Origin of the sequence: Microcoleus sp. B3-D7 (assembly GCF_036705305.1) — a bacterium.
Taxonomy (GTDB): domain Bacteria; phylum Cyanobacteriota; class Cyanobacteriia; order Cyanobacteriales; family Microcoleaceae; genus Microcoleus.
Genome location: NZ_JAUBUE010000018.1, coordinates 27,308 through 48,836, shown reverse-complemented (window position 1 = coordinate 48,836; position 21,529 = coordinate 27,308). Strand labels below are relative to the sequence as shown.

8 protein-coding genes are annotated in these 21,529 nt (G+C 47.0%); all 8 read right to left on the bottom strand.

Annotation, left to right across the window (positions count from 1 at the left end; all coding sequences use genetic code 11):
- Positions 1-78: 78 nt before the first annotated feature.
- The 8 genes from QUB25_RS14510 to panP all read right to left on the bottom strand — a co-directional run bounded on the left by QUB25_RS14510 (position 79) and on the right by panP (position 21,519).
- Positions 79-4,419, bottom strand: a complete 4,341-nt coding sequence (locus tag QUB25_RS14510) for an amino acid adenylation domain-containing protein (RefSeq protein ID WP_333183881.1) — start codon at positions 4,417-4,419, stop codon at positions 79-81.
- Positions 4,420-4,717: 298 nt separating this feature from the next.
- The gene (locus QUB25_RS14505; protein ID WP_333183880.1) at positions 4,718-9,841 is read right to left on the bottom strand and encodes an amino acid adenylation domain-containing protein; all 5,124 of its coding nucleotides are present in this window, start codon (positions 9,839-9,841) and stop codon (positions 4,718-4,720) included.
- A 43-nt stretch (positions 9,842-9,884) separates the two neighbouring features.
- Positions 9,885-11,177, bottom strand: a complete 1,293-nt coding sequence (gene ectB / locus QUB25_RS14500) for a diaminobutyrate--2-oxoglutarate transaminase (protein WP_333183879.1) — start codon at positions 11,175-11,177, stop codon at positions 9,885-9,887.
- 31 nt (positions 11,178-11,208) lie between these two features.
- The gene (locus QUB25_RS14495; protein WP_333183878.1) at positions 11,209-12,627 is read right to left on the bottom strand and encodes a condensation domain-containing protein; all 1,419 of its coding nucleotides are present in this window, start codon (positions 12,625-12,627) and stop codon (positions 11,209-11,211) included.
- 6 nt (positions 12,628-12,633) lie between these two features.
- Positions 12,634-17,160 (bottom strand): amino acid adenylation domain-containing protein, encoded by a 4,527-nt coding sequence (locus QUB25_RS14490; RefSeq protein WP_333183877.1) that lies wholly within the window; start codon positions 17,158-17,160, stop codon positions 12,634-12,636.
- Positions 17,161-17,182: 22 nt separating this feature from the next.
- Positions 17,183-18,232: a TauD/TfdA family dioxygenase gene (locus QUB25_RS14485; RefSeq protein WP_333183876.1), complete on the bottom strand. Its 1,050-nt coding sequence runs from the start codon at positions 18,230-18,232 to the stop codon at positions 17,183-17,185.
- A gap of 61 nt (positions 18,233-18,293) precedes the next feature.
- Positions 18,294-19,841 (bottom strand): condensation domain-containing protein, encoded by a 1,548-nt coding sequence (locus tag QUB25_RS14480; protein ID WP_333183875.1) that lies wholly within the window; start codon positions 19,839-19,841, stop codon positions 18,294-18,296.
- The gene (gene panP / locus QUB25_RS14475; RefSeq protein ID WP_333183874.1) at positions 19,831-21,519 is read right to left on the bottom strand and encodes a pyridoxal-dependent aspartate 1-decarboxylase PanP; all 1,689 of its coding nucleotides are present in this window, start codon (positions 21,517-21,519) and stop codon (positions 19,831-19,833) included. Before panP ends, QUB25_RS14480 begins: the two co-directional genes overlap by 11 nt.
- Positions 21,520-21,529 lie beyond the last annotated feature (10 nt).

The following is a 21,529-nucleotide window of genomic DNA, read 5'->3' as shown; positions in this document are numbered from 1 at the left end:
AAGTCTAAGTGATGCTTGATTTAAAATTATCCTCAAAGTGAGCGAGGTAGAAGCGCGATCGCTCGCGCCTCTACATTTTTAGACCAGATTTTTGGGAGCCTCTATTAACTGGCGATCGACGAGATAAGAAAAATAAGTCCGAAACAAACTCGCATCCGCTTGCGGGCAGATAATGTCCGTTCCAGAAAGCCCCTTCAACGCCTTCTGGCAATCGAATTTCAGCGTCGCCGATTTAGGCATTTCTGCGTCCGAAACTTTTTCGGAGAAAAGACCGACAAGCGGATACAACGCATTTTCTGGAGAATATCCAGCGCGATTGATTATTTCTGCTTGCCAAGCCTCAGACGAAACTCGTTTGATTGGATAACCCATTGAGCAAATCCAGCCAAGCAATTCACTCATCAGAAAGGACTGAGGGTTGACTAAATGAAAAGTCTTTCCGAGCAATTCTTTTTGGGTCGAAAGATGAACGATCGCTCGGCTCACATAGTCAACAGGCGCTACATTCATCAGCTTATCGTCATGGGGCGCACATCCAAGTTGCACGCAACCAGCGATTAACCTGTACAGTAAATCGCTGGGATTGCAAGCCCCTGTTTGGCTGTCCCCAGAAATGCGGCCTGGCCTGTAAATGCTAACAGGAATCCCGCGCTCGCGCGCCACCTCTACTAACCTTTCTGCAACCCACTTAGTCTGAGTGTAAGCGCCTTTTAGACCCTCTCCCGGAGTGAGTTCATCCTCCTCTCGTACCACCTTAATCCCAGATTCTCCCATTGCCGAGAAAACGGAAATCGTAGAAATTAAATGGACTGGTTTTAGCTTACTTTGACTCGCCAATCTCAGAACTTCCTGCGTCCCCAAAACGTTAGCGGGTTTGAGAACCGAGTAGGGATAAGTAAACTTGACAAACGCGCCATTGTGGTAAATGACATCAATTTTACTGGCTAAAACTCGGAACTGCTCCTCAGAAAGCCCCAAAAGTGGTTGAGACAAATCTCCAGCAATTGGGATAATGCGATCGCTGCTGCTTTCATCCCAAATTAAATAGGATTCGAGGCTGCTTTGAATCCGCTTTTTAGCTGATTCTGAATCGGCAGAACGGACTAGGCAATAAATTTCTGCTTGAGTTTGTTGCAAGAGGTCGCGGAGTAAAAAGGCTCCCAAAAAGCCCGTCGCCCCTGTTAAAAGAATGCAAGCTGGTTCAGTTTTTGGCTCGCTCAATGGAGTTGCAGGGCGAATTGCCGGATCTAAAACAACTTCAGCGTTAATATCGAAACTTGCAGTGCGATCGCCCGCAGAATCCGCCCCATCATTCACCTCAATATTCTTTGCTAAAGCAGCGATGGTAGGCGCTTCAAAGAAACGGCGCAAGGGCAATTCCTTTTGGAAAGAGTCTCTTACCTTTGCTAGCAACTGAGTAATCAGTAATGAATGTCCCCCCAAATCAAAGAAATTGTCATAAATTCCCACTTTTTCCAGCCCTAGCAGCTCAGCCCAAATCTCAGCCAGCATTTTCTGAATGGGAGTGCTAGGATCGACAAAAGTATCTGCTAAATCGGCTCTCGCCGCCTCCGGCGCTGGCAGGGCTCGCCGGTCTATTTTTCCATTAGCCGTGAGGGGCAATCCTTTCAGTACGACAAAAGCAGAAGGAACCATGTAGTCGGGCAGTTTTTCTTTTAAAAATGACCGCAGCTCGTTAATAGCGATCGCCGATTCCCTCGCGGGTACAACATAGGCCACTAAGCGCTGGTTCCCCGGTTCATTTTCCAGTAGCAAAACTACTGCTTCGCGCACAGCAGAATGTTGAGATAGCGCTGTTTCTATTTCCCCCAATTCAATGCGGAACCCTCGCAGTTTCACTTGGCTGTCGGTCCGCCCTAAAAACTCAATAGTTCCGTCCGGCAAATACCGAGCCAAATCTCCTGTTTTATACAGACGCGCTCCTGGTTGGGCGTCGAAGGGGTTGAGGATGAATTTTTCTTCTGTTAAGTGGGGTTGGTTTAGATAGCCGCGAGCTAAAGAAAGACCGCCGATGTATAACTCGCCGGACACGCCAATAGCAACTGGCTGCAAGTGCGAATCAAGTAAATAAATCTGCGCGTTATTGATAGGACGACCGAGAGGAACTGTCTCAGAAATACAATTTTCTCGGTCTTCGATGGGATAAGCCAGCACGCCTACGGTGGCTTCTGTTGGCCCGTAATGGTTGAAGACTGAACAGTCTGGGGCGTATTTCTCAATAGTTTCGAGCAAATTCCAACTTAAGGCCTCGCCGCCAAGGATTAATCGCTGTTTCGGCAAAACCTGCGCCGGATCAGAAGCAGTTAATAAAGCTTTTAGGTGGGAGGGAACGATTTTGAGACAGTCAATGGAGTGCTGCTGAAAGTAAGCAGCCATCGCCTCTGGATCGGTGGCGCGTTCCTGGGAAATTATGTGAAGGCTTCCTCCCGTACATAAAGCTGGAAAAATTACTGTATTTCCTAAGTCGGCTGCTAAGGTAGAAACGGTTGCGAAACTGGCTCCTGATGGCAGGTTTAGCCGTTCCTGAATGCTGTAGAGGTAATTGAGGAGCGATCGGTGTTCAATTGCCACTCCCTTTGGCGTGCCAGTGGAACCGGAAGTGTAAATGACATAAGCTAAATTTTCAGGAGAGAGAGGAGGAGACGGAGAGGGGGAGACAGAGGGAATTTCTGCGTCTAAGCAAACGATTTTTGCCTGAGTTTTTGGCAAGTTTTCGATTAGCTGTTGTTGCGTTAATAGCACGGCCACTCCGGCATCCTGCAACATCAAGGCGAGGCGCTCTTTTGGCATGGCTGGGTCGAGCGGCAAGTACGCGCCGCCTGCTTTGAGAATGCCGAGCATTCCGGCGATCGCATCCACAGATCGCTCAGCACAAATTCCCACTAATCCTTCGGATTTTACTCCTAATTGTTGTAGGTAATGAGCGATTTGGTTGGCGCGGGCGTTGAGTTCCCGGTAAGTGAGTTGCTGATTTTCACAGATAACCGCAAGGCGATCTGGTACGCGCTCCACTTGTTGCTCAAATAGCTGGTGAATACACTTGTCTTTTGGGTAATCTTTCTGTGTTTGGTTGAACTCAACTAAGACTTGGTGGCGGGCGCGATCGCTTAGAATTTCCAACTCGCCGAGAGCGGTTTCTGGGTGATTAGCAGCACTTTTTATTAAGGTGTAGAATTGCTCTGCTAAACATTGGATCGCTGGTTTCCCTATCAAAGTTGGATCGTAGTGAAACTCAGCGATGAGAGCATCCTCTCGGCGCGCGCAGGAGAGTTTAACTTTGAAGCGATCGCCGCAGACATATTGCTGGTAAATTGAGAAATCTATGCCAGCCGCCGCATACTTTTCTAGTTGTTCCTCAAACTCAAAACAAAATGGAAATCCAGGCGAGTCGTTTATATCTTCCCGGTTGAAATATTCCTGCCATTTATAAGCATCGCTTTGGGATTGCTGAATTTCCTGCCAGAATTCCTGAAAGGTAAAATTTTCTTGCAGTTGGCTGCGAAGCGGTAAAAACTTGGCAAATAGACCGAGTGCTGGCTCTAATTCTTCATATTTGCGATTGTCGAAGGCGGTGCCAATAATGATTTCTGCCTTTCCCAACCGCCGCCAGAGCAACGTTTTCCAGCAAGCTAGAAAGAAAGCAGATATTGAGGTTTCGTAGCGGCGGGCGATCGCTTCTATTTCTTCTAGTAAACTCAGTTCTATTTTAACCTCAAAAAATTTCGGCTCAAATGGAGCGGGCGCGCTGCTATTTTTATTTTCAAAAGGCAATTTTAAACTCGCTAGCGCCGAGTAATCCCGATCGGTCCAATATTTTTTGCCCTCTGCCGCCTCTTCATCCTCAATCAATTCATTCTGCCATTCCGAATATTGGACATATTGCACCACTTCGTCGGCCAGTTCCTCACCTTGCAAGCAAGCTGCATAACACTGGCTAATTTCTCGAATTAGATTTTTGACGGTGCGGGAATCGGCGCACAGGGAAGGCAGGCTGACAAGCAAAATGTGCCTGTTTGCTGATAGAGAAATTAAGGATAAGCGCCAAATTGGATTTTGATCTAAGTTGAAAGATGAGCGCTTTTCGCTTTGAAAAATTTCAGGGAGTTTAGTGGCTTGTTCTGGCGGGGTCAAGCATTCGAGATTAACGATCTGCCAGGAAATTAAGCTGCGATCGCCGATGACTTGAATCGGAAATTTAATCCCAGAACGTCGCTGAAAGCTGGTCCGCAGAATTTCGTGGCGATCGCTGACTTTTTGCAGCGCTTCTTTTAAGACATTTGTTTGGAGATTGCCCTCGATAGAAATCGCACATTGGGCGCGGTAAGCGGGACTATATTGTTGCAACAGCCACAGATATTTTTGTTGAGGAGAAAGCCGAAATCCATTAATTGTTTGCATTGGTTATATTGCTTTATGTTTTAGGATAGCCAGGGACTTTAGTCCAAAGCTTATAGCTCAAGTCCGTTAAAACTCACATCTTGTACCATTGTCAAGAACAGGCAAGATGCCTGTTCCACAATAAAATTCATCTCTCGCTTCACAGGCATCTTGCCTGTTCCTAAACAAGTAATTTAAAATGGTGCAACATCTCAGTTAAAACAGACTATTGGAAAGGCGTTGAAGTGGCGACTACTGACAATTCTCACTTCCTAGCATAGTCGGATAAAGCCGAATTTTGCGGCATAGAAGCCCGCTTTTAAAGCTCTGCTTCACCGATCATTTCGCCCATCGCTACCACAATTTTGCGCGATCCGACAAATGGATTGCGACTGTGAGCAGCCAACATATTATCTAACATTAATATGTCGCCAGCTTGCCAAGGAAAACTAACGGTTGCCTGCTGATAGACTGCCTGAATTTCTGCCATTACCGAGTCTTCAATAGGAGTGCCGTCGCCGTAATAAACATTGCGAGGCAGGTTTCCCTCTCCAAAGACAGATAATAAAGAGTTGCGGACTGCGGGATCTAAGCAGGAAATGTGGTGCAAAAGCAGTTGGTTAAAAAATACCATCTCTCCTGTTTTGGGGTGCTGGGCGATCGCCGGACGTAGCTTGCAAGTTCTGAGCTTATTTCCGTCTTTCCACTCAAATTCTATGCCTGCTTGACGGCAATATTGTTCCACCTCTGTTTTCTGCGCCGTTTTGAAAAATTCTTGCCAGCTTACATCGAGTCCGTCGGTGTAGTTGCGGACGTACATCAGTTGCTTTTGGGCGAATTTTTCTCGGAGTTTGGGGTCGAGCAACTGGTAAACTTTCCGACAATCAACGATCGGGGTTTCGCCGCCTGACTGCGCGGGTTGAACGCAGAAAAACCAGATTTTCATTGGCCAGCGGTGCAGGTGCGAACTTTCGCTGTGAAAGAAGATAGTTTGCTCGGCGGGATAAGGGGTCGAACCGTAAACTTTGCCGCCGATTCCTTCGCGCGGCAAATCTCCGTACTCGCCGAACAGTTCCGGACAAATCCCCAAGGCGAACTGCTCGAAAGTAGAAACTAAAGGCTCGGTGAAGCCTCGAAACAAAATTGCACCGTGTTGCTGCAATTTTGTCTCGATCAAAGTTCGGTTGTTTTTCGCCCAATCAATGAGATCGACATCGCTGGCAGCGGGTTTAACGACTAGCGGCAATAGTTCCCCAGGCTGGAGAAATTCGGTTTTTATCAACTCGCCGTCTGGCAGAGTGACTACTTTCGGTTTAACACTCTTAAACTTGCTAAAATTCAGCTTTTCGCGCTTGACTTCTTGCATGACTTGTTGTTGTTTTTCCGCTTCTGTGATAATTTCTAAGTTATTTAACCGAGTCTCAGGCTCCGCCACAATGCTGTTGAGTAAGGTTTCAAAACGGCTGGACATTTGCTCGATGGCGGCGGCATCGAAAAGGTCAGTATTGTACTTCCAAGTGCCTGCAATTCCTTGCTCGGTTTCTCCGACGAAGAGAACTAAATCAAATTTCGCAATTCCGCTGTCAAGTTCTAAGGGAGTCAAAGTTAACCCGCCTAGCTCTAAAGCAGGCATGGGCATATTTTGCATGACGAATAAGACTTGAAAGAGCGGTGTTTGATTCAGGCTGCGATCGGGCCGCAATTCCTCCACCAATTTGTCGAATGGTAAATCCTGGTGAGCATAGGCTTTTAAGGTGACTTCGCGCACGCGATCGAGCAATTCAATGAAAGTAGGATTGCCGCTGAGATCGCCGCGCAAAAGCAAGATATTGACAAAGAAACCAATCAGAGCCTCTGTTTCCAATTGGGTGCGGTTGGCGAGGTCGGTGCCAACCACCATGTCATCCTGATTTGTCGATCGATATAGCAGCGTTTCAAGAGCAGCTAGCAACGTCATAAATAGGGTGACATTTTGTTGGCGGCTCAGCTTGTTGAGCGCGGCGGAAAGGTTTGGGGAAAGCTGGAAAGGTTGAAGGGCAGCGCGATAGGTAGAAACAGCGGCGCGCGGTTGTTTGGCAGGCAGTTGCAGCACTGGTAAGTGATTGCCTAAGTGTTGCTTCCAATAGGCAAGTTTTTCTTCTAAAACTTCCCCAGAAAGCCAGTTTCGCTGCCACACGGCATAATCGGCGTATTGGATTGAAAGTTCGGGAAGTGGGGAGGGTTTGCCAGTGCAAAAAGCTTCGTAGAGGGTTGCCATTTCCCGCACGAGTACCCCTAGGGACCAGCCATCTGCCACGATGTGATGGATGGTTAGCAATAAGATAAATTCTGTGTCGCCTAACTGTAGCAAAGTGACTCGCATTAATGGCCAGTTTGCTAAGTCAAAAGGTTGTTTCGCTTCCTCGGCGGCGAGCCGCATGGCTTCTGCTTCTCGCTGAGATTGAGGAAAGTGCTGCAAATCTATAACTGAGAGCGCGAAAGTAGGTTCGGGAATTATCAACTGAATGGGCCGCCCTTCCACCGCGCCAAAAGTTGTCCGCAAGGCTTCGTGGCGATTGATAACTGCTTGGAAACTGCGCTCTAATGCTGTCACGTCGATCGCACCTTTCAAGCGCACGGCTGCGGGGATATTGTAAGCCGGATCGCCCGGTTGCAACCGATCGAGAAACCACAGCCGCTGTTGTGCGAAAGAAAGGGGCAATTCTGGGCCTCGCGGTGCGCGATCGATGGGGGGTGCTTCGAGTTTTTGCTCGCTGCTGCTGATTTGGGAAATGCGCGAGCTCAAACTTGCCACTGTTGGCGATTCAAATAAGACGCGCAGGGGCAATTCAATTTTAAACGCTTCTCGCAGGCGCGCGATCGCCTGAGTAGCTAATAGGGAATGTCCTCCCAATTCAAAGAAGTTATCCTCGCTGCCAATTCCCTCGACACCTAACACTTCGCTCCAGATGCCAGCAACCATTTCCTCTATCGGCGATCGCACCGCGGAGATCGCGCTTTTTTCCGGTGCAGGCAGCGATCGGCGATCCACCTTGCCATTCGGCAAAAGCGGCAGCGCCTCCAGCAGCACGAAGGCTGAAGGCACCATATACTCCGGCAATTTTTGTTTTAAATCGCCGCATAATTCATCTGCCAGGCTCGACGATTGAAACTCTGAAAAACTGTTTTGTGCCTGGTGCCCAGCGATATAGGCGACTAGACGCTTGTTGCCGGGGTTATCTTCCCTGACGATAACTGCCGTCTCCCGCACGGCTGGATGTCGCTCCAATACAGCCTCTATTTCTCCTAGTTCAATGCGGAAACCGCGAATTTTTACCTGGCGATCGATGCGCCCTAGAAATTCGATCGTTCCATCGGGAAGCCACCGCCCTAAATCTCCGGTTTTGTACATTAAATCTTTGTCAATTCCTGGCAGCGGTTTTGCCGTATTTGGAAAGGGATTTTCAACAAAGCTTAATTGAGTATTCTTTTCATCTTTCCAATAGCCCTCGCCGACGCCAAATCCCGAGACGCAAATTTCTCCCGGCACTCCGACGGGCACTAACTTCATCTGAGAGTCGAGGATGTAAAGATTAAAATTGGCGAGGGGTTGGCCAATGGATAGCGATCGCTGATTTTCCGGCAAAGGTTTTTCAATAATTGCCTGCGTAATATCGTCAGCCGCTTCTGTAGGGCCATAAGCATTGACAACGCCGATAGAGGGATACAAACGCAACCACTGATTCGCCAACTCTACCGAGACGGATTCTCCCGTTACCATCATCCATTTTAAATTGGGGAACGCTCGTTGCTGCGGCGATAATTTTGAAAGATAGTCTGTCAATCCTCGGACAACGGTGGGAACGAGTTCGACGAGGGTTAATTTGTGTTTTTGAATTCCCTCACACAATTTTTCTGGATTGTAAATTGTTTCCGCGTCGGCAATTACGGTTTTTCCGCCAATTAAAAGAGGCGCTAAAAATTGCCAAACCGAAATATCCGATGAAGCGGGAGCGCTTTGCAAAAAGGTAAATTCTTCAGTCAATCCCAGCGCCTCAAATTGAGCGTAAATGTGATTGATCGCGCCGCCGTGTCGGATAATAGCTGCCTTGGGCAATCCGGTGGAACCCGAGGTATAAATCGCGTAAGCTGGATCGGTGCCGCGATTGCTAGTTTCTAGATTGGCTGCGGGCAGTTTATCGAAATCGCGGCGATCGCATATCTGAACCTCGGCGGCGGATCTCGCCGCGCCCTCCGGCTTGACATCTAAACAAGCCAAATATTTTAACTGAGGGCAATACTCGATTTGGCTTGCCAAAATCTCTAAAAATGAAGCGTCTGTTAAGAGAATTCCCACTTCGCTGTGAGAAAGCATATAGCGAATTCTCTCCGGAGGATAAGTGCTCTCAATGGGAACGTAGACTCCCCCCGCCTTTAAAATAGCGAGAATAGCGATGAGAAAATTCGGACTCCGTTTTTGCAGAATTCCCACCAGTTGTCGATTTTTGACTCCTAAACGCTGCAAAAATCTAGCGAGTTGATTCGCTTTTTCGTTCAGTTGGCGATAAGTTAACTGAGTTTCTTCAAAAACAACAGCTATGCGATCGGGCGTTTTTTCGACCTGGCTTTCAAATAAATCGTGAATCGTTCGCTCGACAGGATACTCTCTAGCATTGTCGTTAAAACTTTCTAATAGCTGGCGGATTTCAGATTTGCTTAAAAAACTAAGATCCGCAATTTTCAGGTGAATGTTGTTGGTGACGTTTTCCAAAAGATTGACATAGTGTGCCGTCAGTCTTCTGATGGTTTCCTCTTTGAAAAGCAAGTTGCTGTATTCAATTTTGCCTACAATCCGATTGCCCTCGACTTTCAAAGCAATTGTTAAATCATTGCCGAGTTCCGCGAGATCGCTTGCAGAGTGAATGTTTTCCCATAAGACGGCTACGTCAAAAATTGGACAGCGGCTCTGAGTTTCGGAAATTTTTAACAACCGCACTAATTCAGCAAACGGATAATTTTGGTGGCTGTAGGCCGCGATCGCAGTATCTTTGACTTGCAGCAGAAACTCTTTAAAAGTCAATTCAGGAGTGACAGTGGAGCGCAGCGGAAGCACTCGATTAATTAAGCGATCGCTTTTTTCTGGGTTATAAACCGGCGAGCCGACAATAACATCGCTCTTGCTAGTATATTTGTGGAGCAGTATTTTAGCGGTAGCGAGGAGAATTAGATAAATTGACAAATCGGATTTTTTCGCCAACTTAAAAATCGCTTCAGACAGTTCGATCGACAGTGCAAATGCGACCTCTCGCTCTTTGCCGCTATCTAGCACAGGTCTTACATAATCGGCTATCAAAGTTGTCTCCGGCAGTTCCCCGGAGAGCTTGTTTAACCAATAAAGTTTTTGAGACAACAAGTTATCTGAAATGGGGGTAATTGGTCTGATTTGATTGGCTACGGCTATCATCGATCGTCTCCTCACATTTTAAAAATTGGAAAAATTTGAGCAATTAGGAATTCAAGCAATCGGACAAGGCTTGTTGCAAAATCGCACAGCCTTTTTGCAAAATTGACCATTCGATAGTCAGGGGAGGCAATATTTTTATAGCCGTATCATTTCTCCCAACTCTTTCCACAATTAATCCCAACTCGAAACACCGCGAAGTGACTTTTTTAGCAAAACTAGCAGCGCCAAATTTTTCAAAATCGATGCCCCAAATTAAACCAATTCCTCGGATATCTATTTTTTCATCTATCGGGGCAATTTCCTCCGCGAGAAATTTTTGTAAAAAGAACTCTTTCAATTGGACTTCGCGTTCGAGATTGATATTTTCTCGATACTCTAGAGCAGCGGTAGCTCCTACGAAAGCGAGTTGATTTCCACGAAATGTACCCGTATGTTCGCCCGGTTCCCAAATATCTAACTCAGGTTTAATCAACAAAAGCGACATCGGAAATCCGTAACCGCTGATCGATTTGGAGAGGATTACCATATCGGGAACGATATTAGCTCTTTCAAATGAGAAGAATGGCCCTGTCCGCCCGCAACCCACTTGAATGTCGTCGCAAATTAATAAAATGTCGTGGCGATCGCACAAGTCTCTGAGTTGTTGCATCCACTCGACGGGCGCGACAATTACCCCCCCTTCAGCTTGCACCGTTTCAAAAATAATTGCCGCTGGTTTTTCGATTCCAGAATTGACATCATTTAGGACGGCTTCGATATACCCTATGGTATTAAAACTTTCCATGAACCCATAGGGATAGGGCATAAAAGTTACATTATTTGATGTTACGCCTGCCCCCGCTCTCGCTGCGATATTGCCAGTCGCAGCTAAACTGCCTAACGTCATGCCGTGATAGGCTCCCATGAATGAGAAAATGCCCGGTCTTTTCTTGATTTTTCTGGCTAATTTCAAAGCCGCTTCCACGGCATTCGTTCCCGTTGGGCCGCAAAACTGAACTTTATAATCCAGCTTTTTCGGTTGTAAGACAGACGAAAAGAATTTTTCTAAAAATTCTTTTTTGGCTGAGGTGTGCATATCTAATCCGTGCGCGATCGCGTCCGATGCCAGATACGCTATTACCTTCTGCTTGATATAGTCATTGTTGTGCCCGTAATTTAGCGCCCCTGCCCCTGCTAAAAAATCGATATATTCCGCTCCTGTTTCGGAATATATGATAGAATCTTTTGCCCGATGGAATATATCAGGAAAATTTCTGCAATAGCTTCTGACATTAGACTCGCGACTTTCAAAAATATTCGCTGGCTGACTTGGCTTTTGTAGGGCGATGCGATGCATGGCAACTTTCTCACTCTGGTTAATTTGTTAGTTACGCGGCGGACAATTCAAAACTAAACGTTACTTCTCTTTCCAGACTTAACGTCATGGGATACTCGCGATCGATCGGCAACAGCAAGTCCTTCAGGAGGGCGTTTGGTTGCGCCAAGATGCCCTGAATCAATCTCTCAAAATCCTCCAGAATCTGAGTAATTGTGGCTAGCTCGAAGCGGCGGAAATCGTAATTGATGCCGATGCAGAACTTTTGATCCGGATACACGGCAACAGTCAGGGGATAGTTAGTCTTGTAAAAATTCGGCGCATTGGAGAAAATCGTCGAGTTCGAGACTTCTAGATCGCCTTCCCATTTTTCCAATAGTGAATCCACTGGCGCGTTTTCATACACCAAAATACTCTCGAACAAAGGACTGCTTCGCGGCACTTGGCTCCACCCTTGAATATCAACTAGCGGACTCCATTCGTACTGGCGCATTTCCAGTAATTGTTCTTGAAGCTGCCTCAGCCAAACTAGCAGAGATTGGTCAGAAGCTACCTCGATCCATACGGGCAAGCTGTTAACAAATAGCCCAATTAGCGGCTCGTCTTGTAGCAATTCTATTGGGCGTCCCGCCACCGTACATCCGTAGACGACTTTGCGCTCGCCGCTGTAGTAACTGAGGAGCATCGCCCATGCTCCCTGAAAGATGGTACTCAATGTAAGCTGGTGCTGCCGCGAAAAAGATTGCAGCGCTGCTGTAGTTTCTGGCGATAAATAGATTCTCTGTTCGTCGTATTTTTCCTCGGAATTGAAGGCGCTGCTAGCATCTAGATTGGTGAGGGAAGTAGGCGATCGCAATTCTCCGAGCGCTTGCCTCCAGTACGTCTGGGCTTTCGCTACGTCTTGTTTTTGCAACCATTCGATGTAGTCTCGGTAGGGAATGCTGGGCCCTAAATCTACCTTTTTCCCCTCACAAATTGCCTCGTAAATTTGAAGCACTTCCGCGAGAATCGTGGGAATTGACCACCCATCCATCACGATAAAATGTCTACTCCAAATAAATTGGTAACAGTTGTCAGCGAGGTGAAACAAAGTCAGGCGCATCAAACACTCTTGGGAAAGGTCGAACCCTAATGCGCGATCGCTATCCAGAAAAGTATTTAATTGCTCCTCCTGTTCCGCAGGATTTAGCCCCCGCCAGTCGCATTGCTCGAAGGGAACTGTTACTTGCTGATATACAACTTGTAACGGTTTGTTGATATCTTGCCAGAAAAAGCCAGTCCGCAAACTCGCGTGTCGGTTCGCTACTTGCTGCCAAGCGCTAGAGAAAGCTTCAACGTTGAGATTGCCCCGCAATAAAAAGGGCATTTGGAAAAAATACAGTCCCAATTCCGGAGCGAATAAGCTATGAAAGAGAATGCCTTTTTGAATCGGTGAAAGTTCGTAAATATCCTCAATGTTTTCTACTTTCATGAATTTTTACCTGCGTTGGTTGATTTTCGTTAAGAAGCGATCGAGGTCTTTTTGACTCAAATTTGCTTTTGGGAAGTCAGAAGGCGTGTAGGTTCCTGCTTCGGCAGCCTGACAGTGGGCAGCAAGCGATCGCAAATTATTCACAAAATCTTTAGCTAGTTTTTCGATGGTGGTTCGCCGGTAGGCTGCTTCGCTATACCTCCACTCTAGTTGCAGCCTATTTTCTCGCACGCCTCCGTCAATTTCGATCGGATAGCGCCGATTTCCTGGTAGGCTGCTGCGATCGCTTTCAACTAGCTCAAACGCAAAAGATTCAGGCAAAATCGGATATAATTGCTCGCGGTAGTTAAATCTAACCTGCGATCGCTCCAAAGCTTGCAGGTGCGCCGCTACTTCTGCATCATCGCCTAAATAGCTCAGTACCCCGTAGCCAGCGCCTCGATTGGGTACGCCCCGCACCTGCTCTTTAATCGCCTTTAAAGCTTCCCCAGGCCCAGAGATGCCCTTGAGAACAAGCTGCACCGGGAAAATCGCCGTAAAGCAGCCAATAGTGCGCGACAAATCGATATCTTTGGCAAAAATTTCTCGCCCCGAAGCCTCCAAATCCACCAGCAAGGAATCCGCTTTCGTCCATTGATTAAAAGTTTGCACCAATGCAGTCAGCAATACTTCGCTCGTTTGGGTTCCATAAGCTGCGGGAACTTTTTGCAGTAAAGTGCGAGTTTCTTCAACATCGAGCGAAACTAATACAGCGTTTTCCAGATCGTTGCTTGGAGAATCAACGGGCAGTTTCGAGACTTCTTGACGCGCAGCGAGCCAGTAATCTCGCTCTTGCTGAATTTGTGGCGATTTGGCGTACTCTTGCAGAAATTCTGACCACCGTTTAAAAGTTGCTGTTGTGGGCGGTAATTCTACGGATTTGCCCTGACTGATCTGCGCGATCGCCGCCGAAAGTTCCTCTAGCAAAATTTTCCAGGAAACGCTATCTGCCGCCAGTTCGTGAATCGTTAATAGCAGGCTAGTGGGCAGATCGTTTCCCTGGTTAAACAAAGCCACTCGCCAGAGAATTCCCTCGGCTGGATTCAAACTTTCTTTCAGCTCGGTCGCAGCGGTTTCTAAAGCCGTTTCTCTTTCGCTCGCTGGCAACGCCGATAAATCGATGTATGAGAAAGGTTCTGTTTGAATTTCATCTAAACTCCCGTACATCTGCTGCCAACCCGATTCTGTATGGAGAAATCGCAGGCGAAGAATGTCGTGGCGATCGAGCAATTTTTGCACCGCTTGCTGCCATAGTTCAGGAGCGATGTCCGAGTCGGTTTTAAATAAAAAGCTCTGGCATTTCCCGGAAATTTTTTCTTCTAAAAATTCCTGCTGTATGGGGAGAATAGGCAGCAGTTTTTCAGGCGTCTCAATTGTGCTTGCAACCGCTGCCAGCTCCGCTACAGTGGGGCACTCAAACAGTTGTTTGGGCGTCACGCGCAAGCCGGCTTGATTGATTTTGGCGACGATGCGAATGCTTGATATCGAATCTCCGCCTAACTCGAAAAAGTTATCATAAATTCCTACTTTTTCGACCTCTAGCATTTGCCCCCAAATCTGGGCGATAGTTTCCTCGGAAGGCGTGCGAGGTTCTGCGAAAGTTCCTTCTAATTTCGCTCTGGCACTGTCGGGTTCTGGGAGCGATCGCCGATCTACCTTTCCGTTAGGAGTTAAAGGCAAACTTTTGAGCGTTACAAAAGCCCAAGGCACCATGTACTCAGGCAATTTTGTCTCTAAAAAACTGCGAATTTCGCTGCTGTTTGGTGCTTGTTTCTGATTAGAAACAAAATAAGCCACGAGGCGCTTTTCACCAGGCGCATCTTCCCGCGCCACCACTACGGCCTGCGCGATATCTGGATGCTGCCCTAACGCTGCCTCAATTTCTCCCAATTCAATGCGGAAGCCCCGGATTTTTACTTGACTGTCAATTCGCCCGAGGAATTCGATGTTTCCATCTGGCAAATAGCGAGCCAAATCCCCAGTTTTGTACAGCCGCGCTTCCGGCGCACCGAATGGGTTCGGAATGAATTTTTCTGCTGTCAATTCGGGGCGGTTGAGATAGCCCCGCGCCAGACTGATGCCGCCGATGTGCAGTTCCCCAGGCACGCCTACTGGCACTGGCTGCAAATGGGAATCCAGTAGATAAATCTGGGTATTTGCTATAGGTCTGCCGAGTGGAACTGTCTCGGAAATTCCTTTCAATTCCTCGCCATACACTTGATAGGTGAGTACGCCCACCGTCGCTTCTGTTGGCCCGTAGTGATTGAAAATCAGGCAATCTGAATTGATTTTACGAACCTTTTCCATTAGCTCCCAACTAGCAGCTTCACCGCCTAAAATTAGCCGTCTTCGTGGCAAAATAGACTCGGCGACAGAAGAAGTTAAAAGAGCAGCAAGGTGCGAGGGAACAATCTTGAGGCAATCGATAGAATGGCGGCGGAAATATTCACCCAGCGCTTCTGGATCGGTGGCGCGTTCTTGGGATACTATATGCAGGCATCCACCGGAACAAAGTGCCGGGAAAATCGCTGTATTGCCCAAGTCTGCCGCGAAGGTAGAAACGGTAGCGAAACTGGCACCTGATGGCAAGTTTAATCTTTCCTGAATACTGTGTAGGTAATTGAGGAGTTGCCGGTGTTCGATCGCTACTCCCTTGGGCGTGCCAGTGGAACCGGAAGTATAGATGACGTAAGCTAAATTGTCAGAAGAGGCGCGAGGCGTGTAAGAGGCAGAATTAGTGGGAATGTCTGTATCGATGCAAACAATATTTACCTGAGTTTTCGGCAAGCTTTCAGCGAGTCGCTGTTGCGTTAGTAGCACCTGCACCTGGGCATCTTCTAGCATGAGTGCCTTGCGATCTGCTGGGGTTGCCGGGTCTATGGGTAAATACGCGGCACCTGCTTTGAGAATGCCTAGCATTCCCACAATTATTTCTAAAGAGCGATCGACGCAAATTCCGACTATTGACTCTGGCTCAACTCCCTGTTTTTGCAGGTGATGGGCGAGTTGATTGGCGCGATCGTTGAGTTCTCGATAGTTAATTTGTTGATTTTCAAAAACGACAGCAATATTATCAGGAGTGCGATCGGCTTGTTCTTCAAAAAGCTGGTGAACGCATTTGTCTGTCGGGTAATCTTTCTGGGTTTGGTTGAACTCGACGAGAAGCTGGTGACGATCGCGATCGCTGAGTATATTTAATTGACTGATGGGTATTTGTGGATTTTTTAAGGCACTTTCTAACACAGCCTGGAAGTGTTGTGACAAGCGCTTGACATCTTCAGCTTCAAATAAAGCCGAATCGTAGCGAAACTCGGCGATTAAGCAATTGCCTCGTGAAAGGCCCGAAAGTTTAAGTTGGAAGGGCTCCACGCAGGCATCTTGCCGATCGAGGAAAAATGAAACGCCAGACTCGCCATATTTCTCTGGTTTTGTTTCATACTCAAAGCAGATGGGCAAAAAAGCGTTACTTTTATCGGATTCTAGAGTTTCTTCCCAGGTGAAATATTCTTGCCAAGTGTGAATATCTTTGAGATTTAGCTCAACTTGCCGCCAAATTTTGGCAAAACTGAATTCGTCTTGCAAGTCGCATTGTAGCGGTAAATAGGTACTCAACAGCCCCAGCGATCGCTCTAATTCTTCATATTTTTTGCGGTTTCCAGTTACGCCGACGATCGGGTTTGGCTGTCTGGTAAGCCGCGCAATCAGAATTTGCCAGCAAGTCAGCAGAAATGTAGAAATATCGCTTTGGTGTTCTTGGGCGATCGCTTCCAGGTTGTTCAACAAATCACCCCGAATTTCCACCCTTTCTACTTGTGGCTGAAATTCCGCTTCTCGATTCTTCTTTTCCCAAGGAAGCGTTAATAAATCGAAAGCTTCAATGTTCAGCTTTCGCCAGTATTCTTGGCCGATTGCCGTTTCTTCTGATTCGAGCAGCTCATTTTGCCACTCAGCAATATCGGCATATTGCATTGACTCATTAGATAACTCTTCCCCGCACGCACAGGCTGAGTAGGAAAGACTGAGTTCGCTGGTGAAATTTTTCAGGGTGGCACTATCTGCAATTAAGGCAGAGAAGTTCGCCAGCAATAGGTGCTTGTCTTGGGCGAGAGTGACTAAAGAGATGTGCCAAAGTGGGCCGCGCTCAAAATCAAAAGCAAGCAGACTTAGTTGCTGAAAAAGCGCTTCAATTTTAGATTCTTGTTCTTCGGGAGACAAACCGCTGAGATTGTGTTCCGAGATAGGAACTTCACCAGTGCTGGCGATCGCTTGCAGGGGTAGTGTCATCCCAGGCAAGCAGTGAAAGCTAGTCCGCAGGATTTCGTGCCGATTCATGACATTTTGCAGCGCACTTTTAAGAATCTCTCGATCGAGGTTTCCTGTAATTAAAATTGCACCTCGAACGCGATATATCTGTTTAGGATTATTTTGCTGTAACTCCCACAGGTGCCGTTGCTGTGGAGAAAGTCTAAACCCTTCAATTGTTTCCTTTTGCATATCTACTGTTCCTTTCATGGGTCTAAATGTCTTGACAGCTAAACGGTTCTGCCATCCCGACAACAACTCGACGCGAACCAGAGAATGGGGTACGTCCGTGCGCGGCTAGCATATTATCTAGCAGCAAGACATCTCCTTCTTCCCAAAGGAAAACAGTTGTTTCTTGCTGATAGCAGCGACGAATTTCGTCTAATATAAAATCTTCAATGGGCGAGCCATCGCCGTAATAAGCATTGCGGGGTAAATCTTCCTGTTTAAAAGAAGTTAAAAGCTCTTTGCGAACGACGGGTTCGAGATTGGAAATGTGGAAGAGGTGAGCTTGATTAAACCACACCATTTCCTGCGTTTTTGGGTGTTCAGCGACAGCTTGACATATTTGCCGAGTTCTCAAGCGATCGCCACTTTTCCATTCTAACTCTATTCCCGCTTTTTTGCAATACTCTTCTACCTCAATTTTGCTATCAGTATTAAAGACATTTTGCCAGGGCAAATCTACGCCACCGCCGTAATTTCGCACATACATAACCTTTTTTTGGGCAAACTTTTCTCTAATTTTTGAATCCAGGCTTTCAAACACTTTGCGGCTGTTCGCAATCGGGGTTTCTCCTCCCTGTTCAGCTTTCTTGACGCAGAAAAAAGCGATTTTCAGCGGCCAATTTCGAGAATAAGCCATTTCATTGTGCAGTGGGATGAATTGCTCGGCAGGATACTCGGTAGAAGTGTAGATATTTCCGCTCACCTGACTGCGCGGAGTAGAGCGAAAAGAATATTCCAACAAGTCGCCAGCAATAGTTTGAATAAACTGCTCGAAACCATTCACCCCGCCGACTTCAAAGCCTCGAAAAAGTATTCCTCCATGCTTCCATAACTGCGTTTCAATTGATGAGCGATTGTTCTGCGCCCAACCTGCGAGATTTAATTTTTCTACTGTTGGCTGAACAACTAGAGGTAGAAGGTTTTCGGGCTGGAGGTAGGCGGTTTTGGCTAATTCCTCTGAGGACAGGCTGACGGCTTTGCGCCTAACTGCTCCTAACTTTTGGGAATTGAGATTCTTTGTTTCTGTATTTGTCATAGTTTTTGGTTTTGTGAAAATCTTATGTCTTTTTCCCGAAAAAACCTGAGAGATTGAGGCATCATTTTAAACTTTTCATAACTTTGCGTTTAGCCATTTTTAATTTTTGAATTCCCGAAATCTGAATTTGTTTTTCCTGCTCGATTTGGTGCTGCCTTTCTGCTTCGGGAAGAATTTCTGCCAAGTCGTCGATTTTGATATCTGGCTGGATGACTACCTGGTTGAGGAGGGTGTGGAAACCTCTCACCATTCGGGCAATGGTCGCAGCCTCAAATAAGTCTGTTTTGTACTCAAATAAGCCTTGAATCCCTTCTGAAATCTCCCAGAGAGTGAGGCTTAAGTCGTGTCTCGACATACCGACATCGAATTCCAGAATGCTCAAGGTCAAACCTGCTAACTCCAGGGGTGGCATGGGCGCATTCTGGAGTACAAACCACACTTGAAACAGCGGGTTATAGCTGAGATTTCGCTCCGGCTGCAGTTCCTCTACGAGCTTTTCAAAAGGGACATCGGGGTGAGCGTAAGCTCCTAAAGCTATCTCGCGTGTTCGACCGAGTAGTTCGCGGAAAGTTGGATTACCTGCGGTGTCAATTCGCAGCACTAAAGTATTGACAAAAAATCCAATCAGTTCCTCTAATTCAAGGCGGTTGCGGTTGGCGATTGGAGAGCCAATAGCGAGGTTATCCTGCTTTATGTGGCAGTATAGCAAGGATTGAAATACTGCCAACAAAGTCATAAAGAGAGTGACATCTTGTTGCTGGGCGAGCGTTTTCAGTCTTTCAGTTAAAGAAGCAGAAATAACAAAAGATTGCTGCGACCCTCGGAAAGTTTGCACGGGAGAGCGCTGCTTATCTGTTGACAGCACAGCTAAAGTGCCACCCAATTGCTGTTTCCAATAAGCCAGTTGTTTTTCTAATTTCTCTCCCTGGAAATGCTGCCGCTGCCAACTGGCGAAGTCGGCATACTGCACGGGAAGTTCAGGCAGCCCAGAGGGTTTGTCAGTGGAAAAAGCTTCATAAAGTGCGGCCACTTCTCGTACCAATACCCCCATCGACCAACCATCAGAAATAATGTGGTGTATCGTCAGCAGCAACACATATTCTGCCGAACCCAGTTGCAGCAGAGTGGCCCGCAGTAAGGGATCTCGCGTTAAGTTAAAGGGGCGTTGGGCTTCTTCAAGAGTACGCTGCTCTATTTCAGCTTGCTGCTCAGTTTCTCGTAAATGTTGCAAGTTTACCACCGACAAAGCGAAATCCAAGGAAGGAGAAATCAGTTGAACAGGTTCCCCGTCCACTTCTGCAAAAGCAGTCCGTAAAACTTCGTGACGCCTGACAATTTCATTGAGTGTTTGTTGCAGTGCTGACAAATTCAATTGTCCTTGCAAACGCACAGCAGCAGGAAGGTTGTAGGCAGGGTTTTCGGGAGACAATCGATCGATAAACCACAGCCGTTGCTGGGCAAAAGAAAGGGGAGCCGAATTTTGCTGCGATCGCCTGGGAATGCGCTTAGATTGCTCAGCCTGTACTGCCTCTTTGCCCAATGCTTTGAGGAGGAGCGCTCGCTTCTGGGGCGAGAGGTTTTTTAGTCGTTCTGAACGATTAGTAGACATGATGATTCACCTCCTCGCAGTGGTCGCTGTTTGTGATAGTTAAGGAAAGCTTTGCTGCTATTTTTAGCTGGTCGTTTAAAACAATGTTGATATCTGCTTCAGTGGTGAGGGGGTTGGCAAGGACGACTCGAAAAGCAACAATGGGAATGGTTTTGCCATAACAGGTGTTTTGCAGGGTTGTTCGCGATACGAAGGTGTGACCGGCTCGCCGCTGGGTCTCCTGAAGACGCTCGTTAAATTGATTGATGAAGTGGTTGTCTGCTTCGGCTAGTTGTTTTTTGGCTGCTTTTTCTCTGAATGTTTCTGGAATGTAGCGGTATAAAAGAATATTAATTTCTGGTTCTAGCAGCAATTCAAAGGCTGGATTTTCCCGAATTAAATTGGCCAAGTGCTGCGTTTTATCGATGCCTCCATCTATCAAAAACTCATAGCCTTGATGGCCGATGATATTCAACGCGGCTTGCAAGTACAAACTCGCACCTGGTCGAGAGCCTTCGAGAGAGCGCTTGCCTAGATCGATGGAGTCTTTTCGCACCGTGTAGGGCGCGTGTTTTTCAATAACTTTGGCGGTTTGGGGATTGCGGAATAAAACCAGACCGATTCCCATTGGCAAATACATTTGTTTGTGTCCATCTATGGTGACGGAATCTGCTAGTTCAATGCCTGCGAATTTGTGCCGGTGACGTTCGGAAAAAAGCACGGGGCCGCCCCAAGCTGCATCGACGTGAAAGTGAGCGTTTGCTTCTTGCGCGATCGCCGCTATTTCTGGAAGCGGATCGATACTTCCCGAATCGGTGCTGCCTCCAATACCGATAATTGCCAGAATGTGCAGATTGCGATCGCGACATTCGGCTACAGTTTGGCGCAGCGCTGCCAAATCCATGCGGTGATTGGAATCGGTGGGGATTTTTAGGAGATTGCGATCGCCAATGCCTAATAAACCGGCAGCCTTTTCAAAAGAATAGTGCATCAAATTGGAGCCGATTATCACCATTCCCTTGTAGCCGTAAAACTCTAAAGCTGCGTACAAGCCTTCTTTTTCAATGCCACTAAAATTATTTTTTGGCCCTAAAGAAGTGTTGCGAGCGCACCACAAAGCTGTGACATTAGCTAGGGTGCCGCCCGTTGTCATGATACCGAGCGTGCTGTCACTTTTTTGAATGTGCTGGTTATAAAAATCCTCAGAAAAATCGTAAATTAATCGGTGGAGCATTGCCAAAGTCTGGCGCTCGCAGGGGCTTAAAACTTTGGCCGTTTCCATCTTGACCAAATTTTGATTCATCGCGGTTAACAGCTTCGCGATCGGGCGCACAAAATAGGGAAGTGCGCTAGTCATGTGACCGATATATCGGGGAGAAGATGTGTGAATGGAATGGGCAACGAGGGTTTCGGTCAAATCATCGATATAATTGCCAACATCTGTAGGAAGGGCGGGAATTTTGTTTTCCCTAAACTCCTGAATAATTAACTCTAAGTCAATATCTGTACTAGCGGTTTTTGCGTACAAAAAGTCTTGAACTAGGGCAGAAATTCGCTCCTCCATTGCTTCTTCTGCCAAAAAGGACTTTTCTGAAGCACTGAATAGCTCCATTAACTTTTCTTCAAGTGGGGTAACAGAGGCTTTTAATGGCTGCATTACATCTTGAGAATCTTTGGCTTTTACTGTTAGTTTACTCATCCGGAATCAA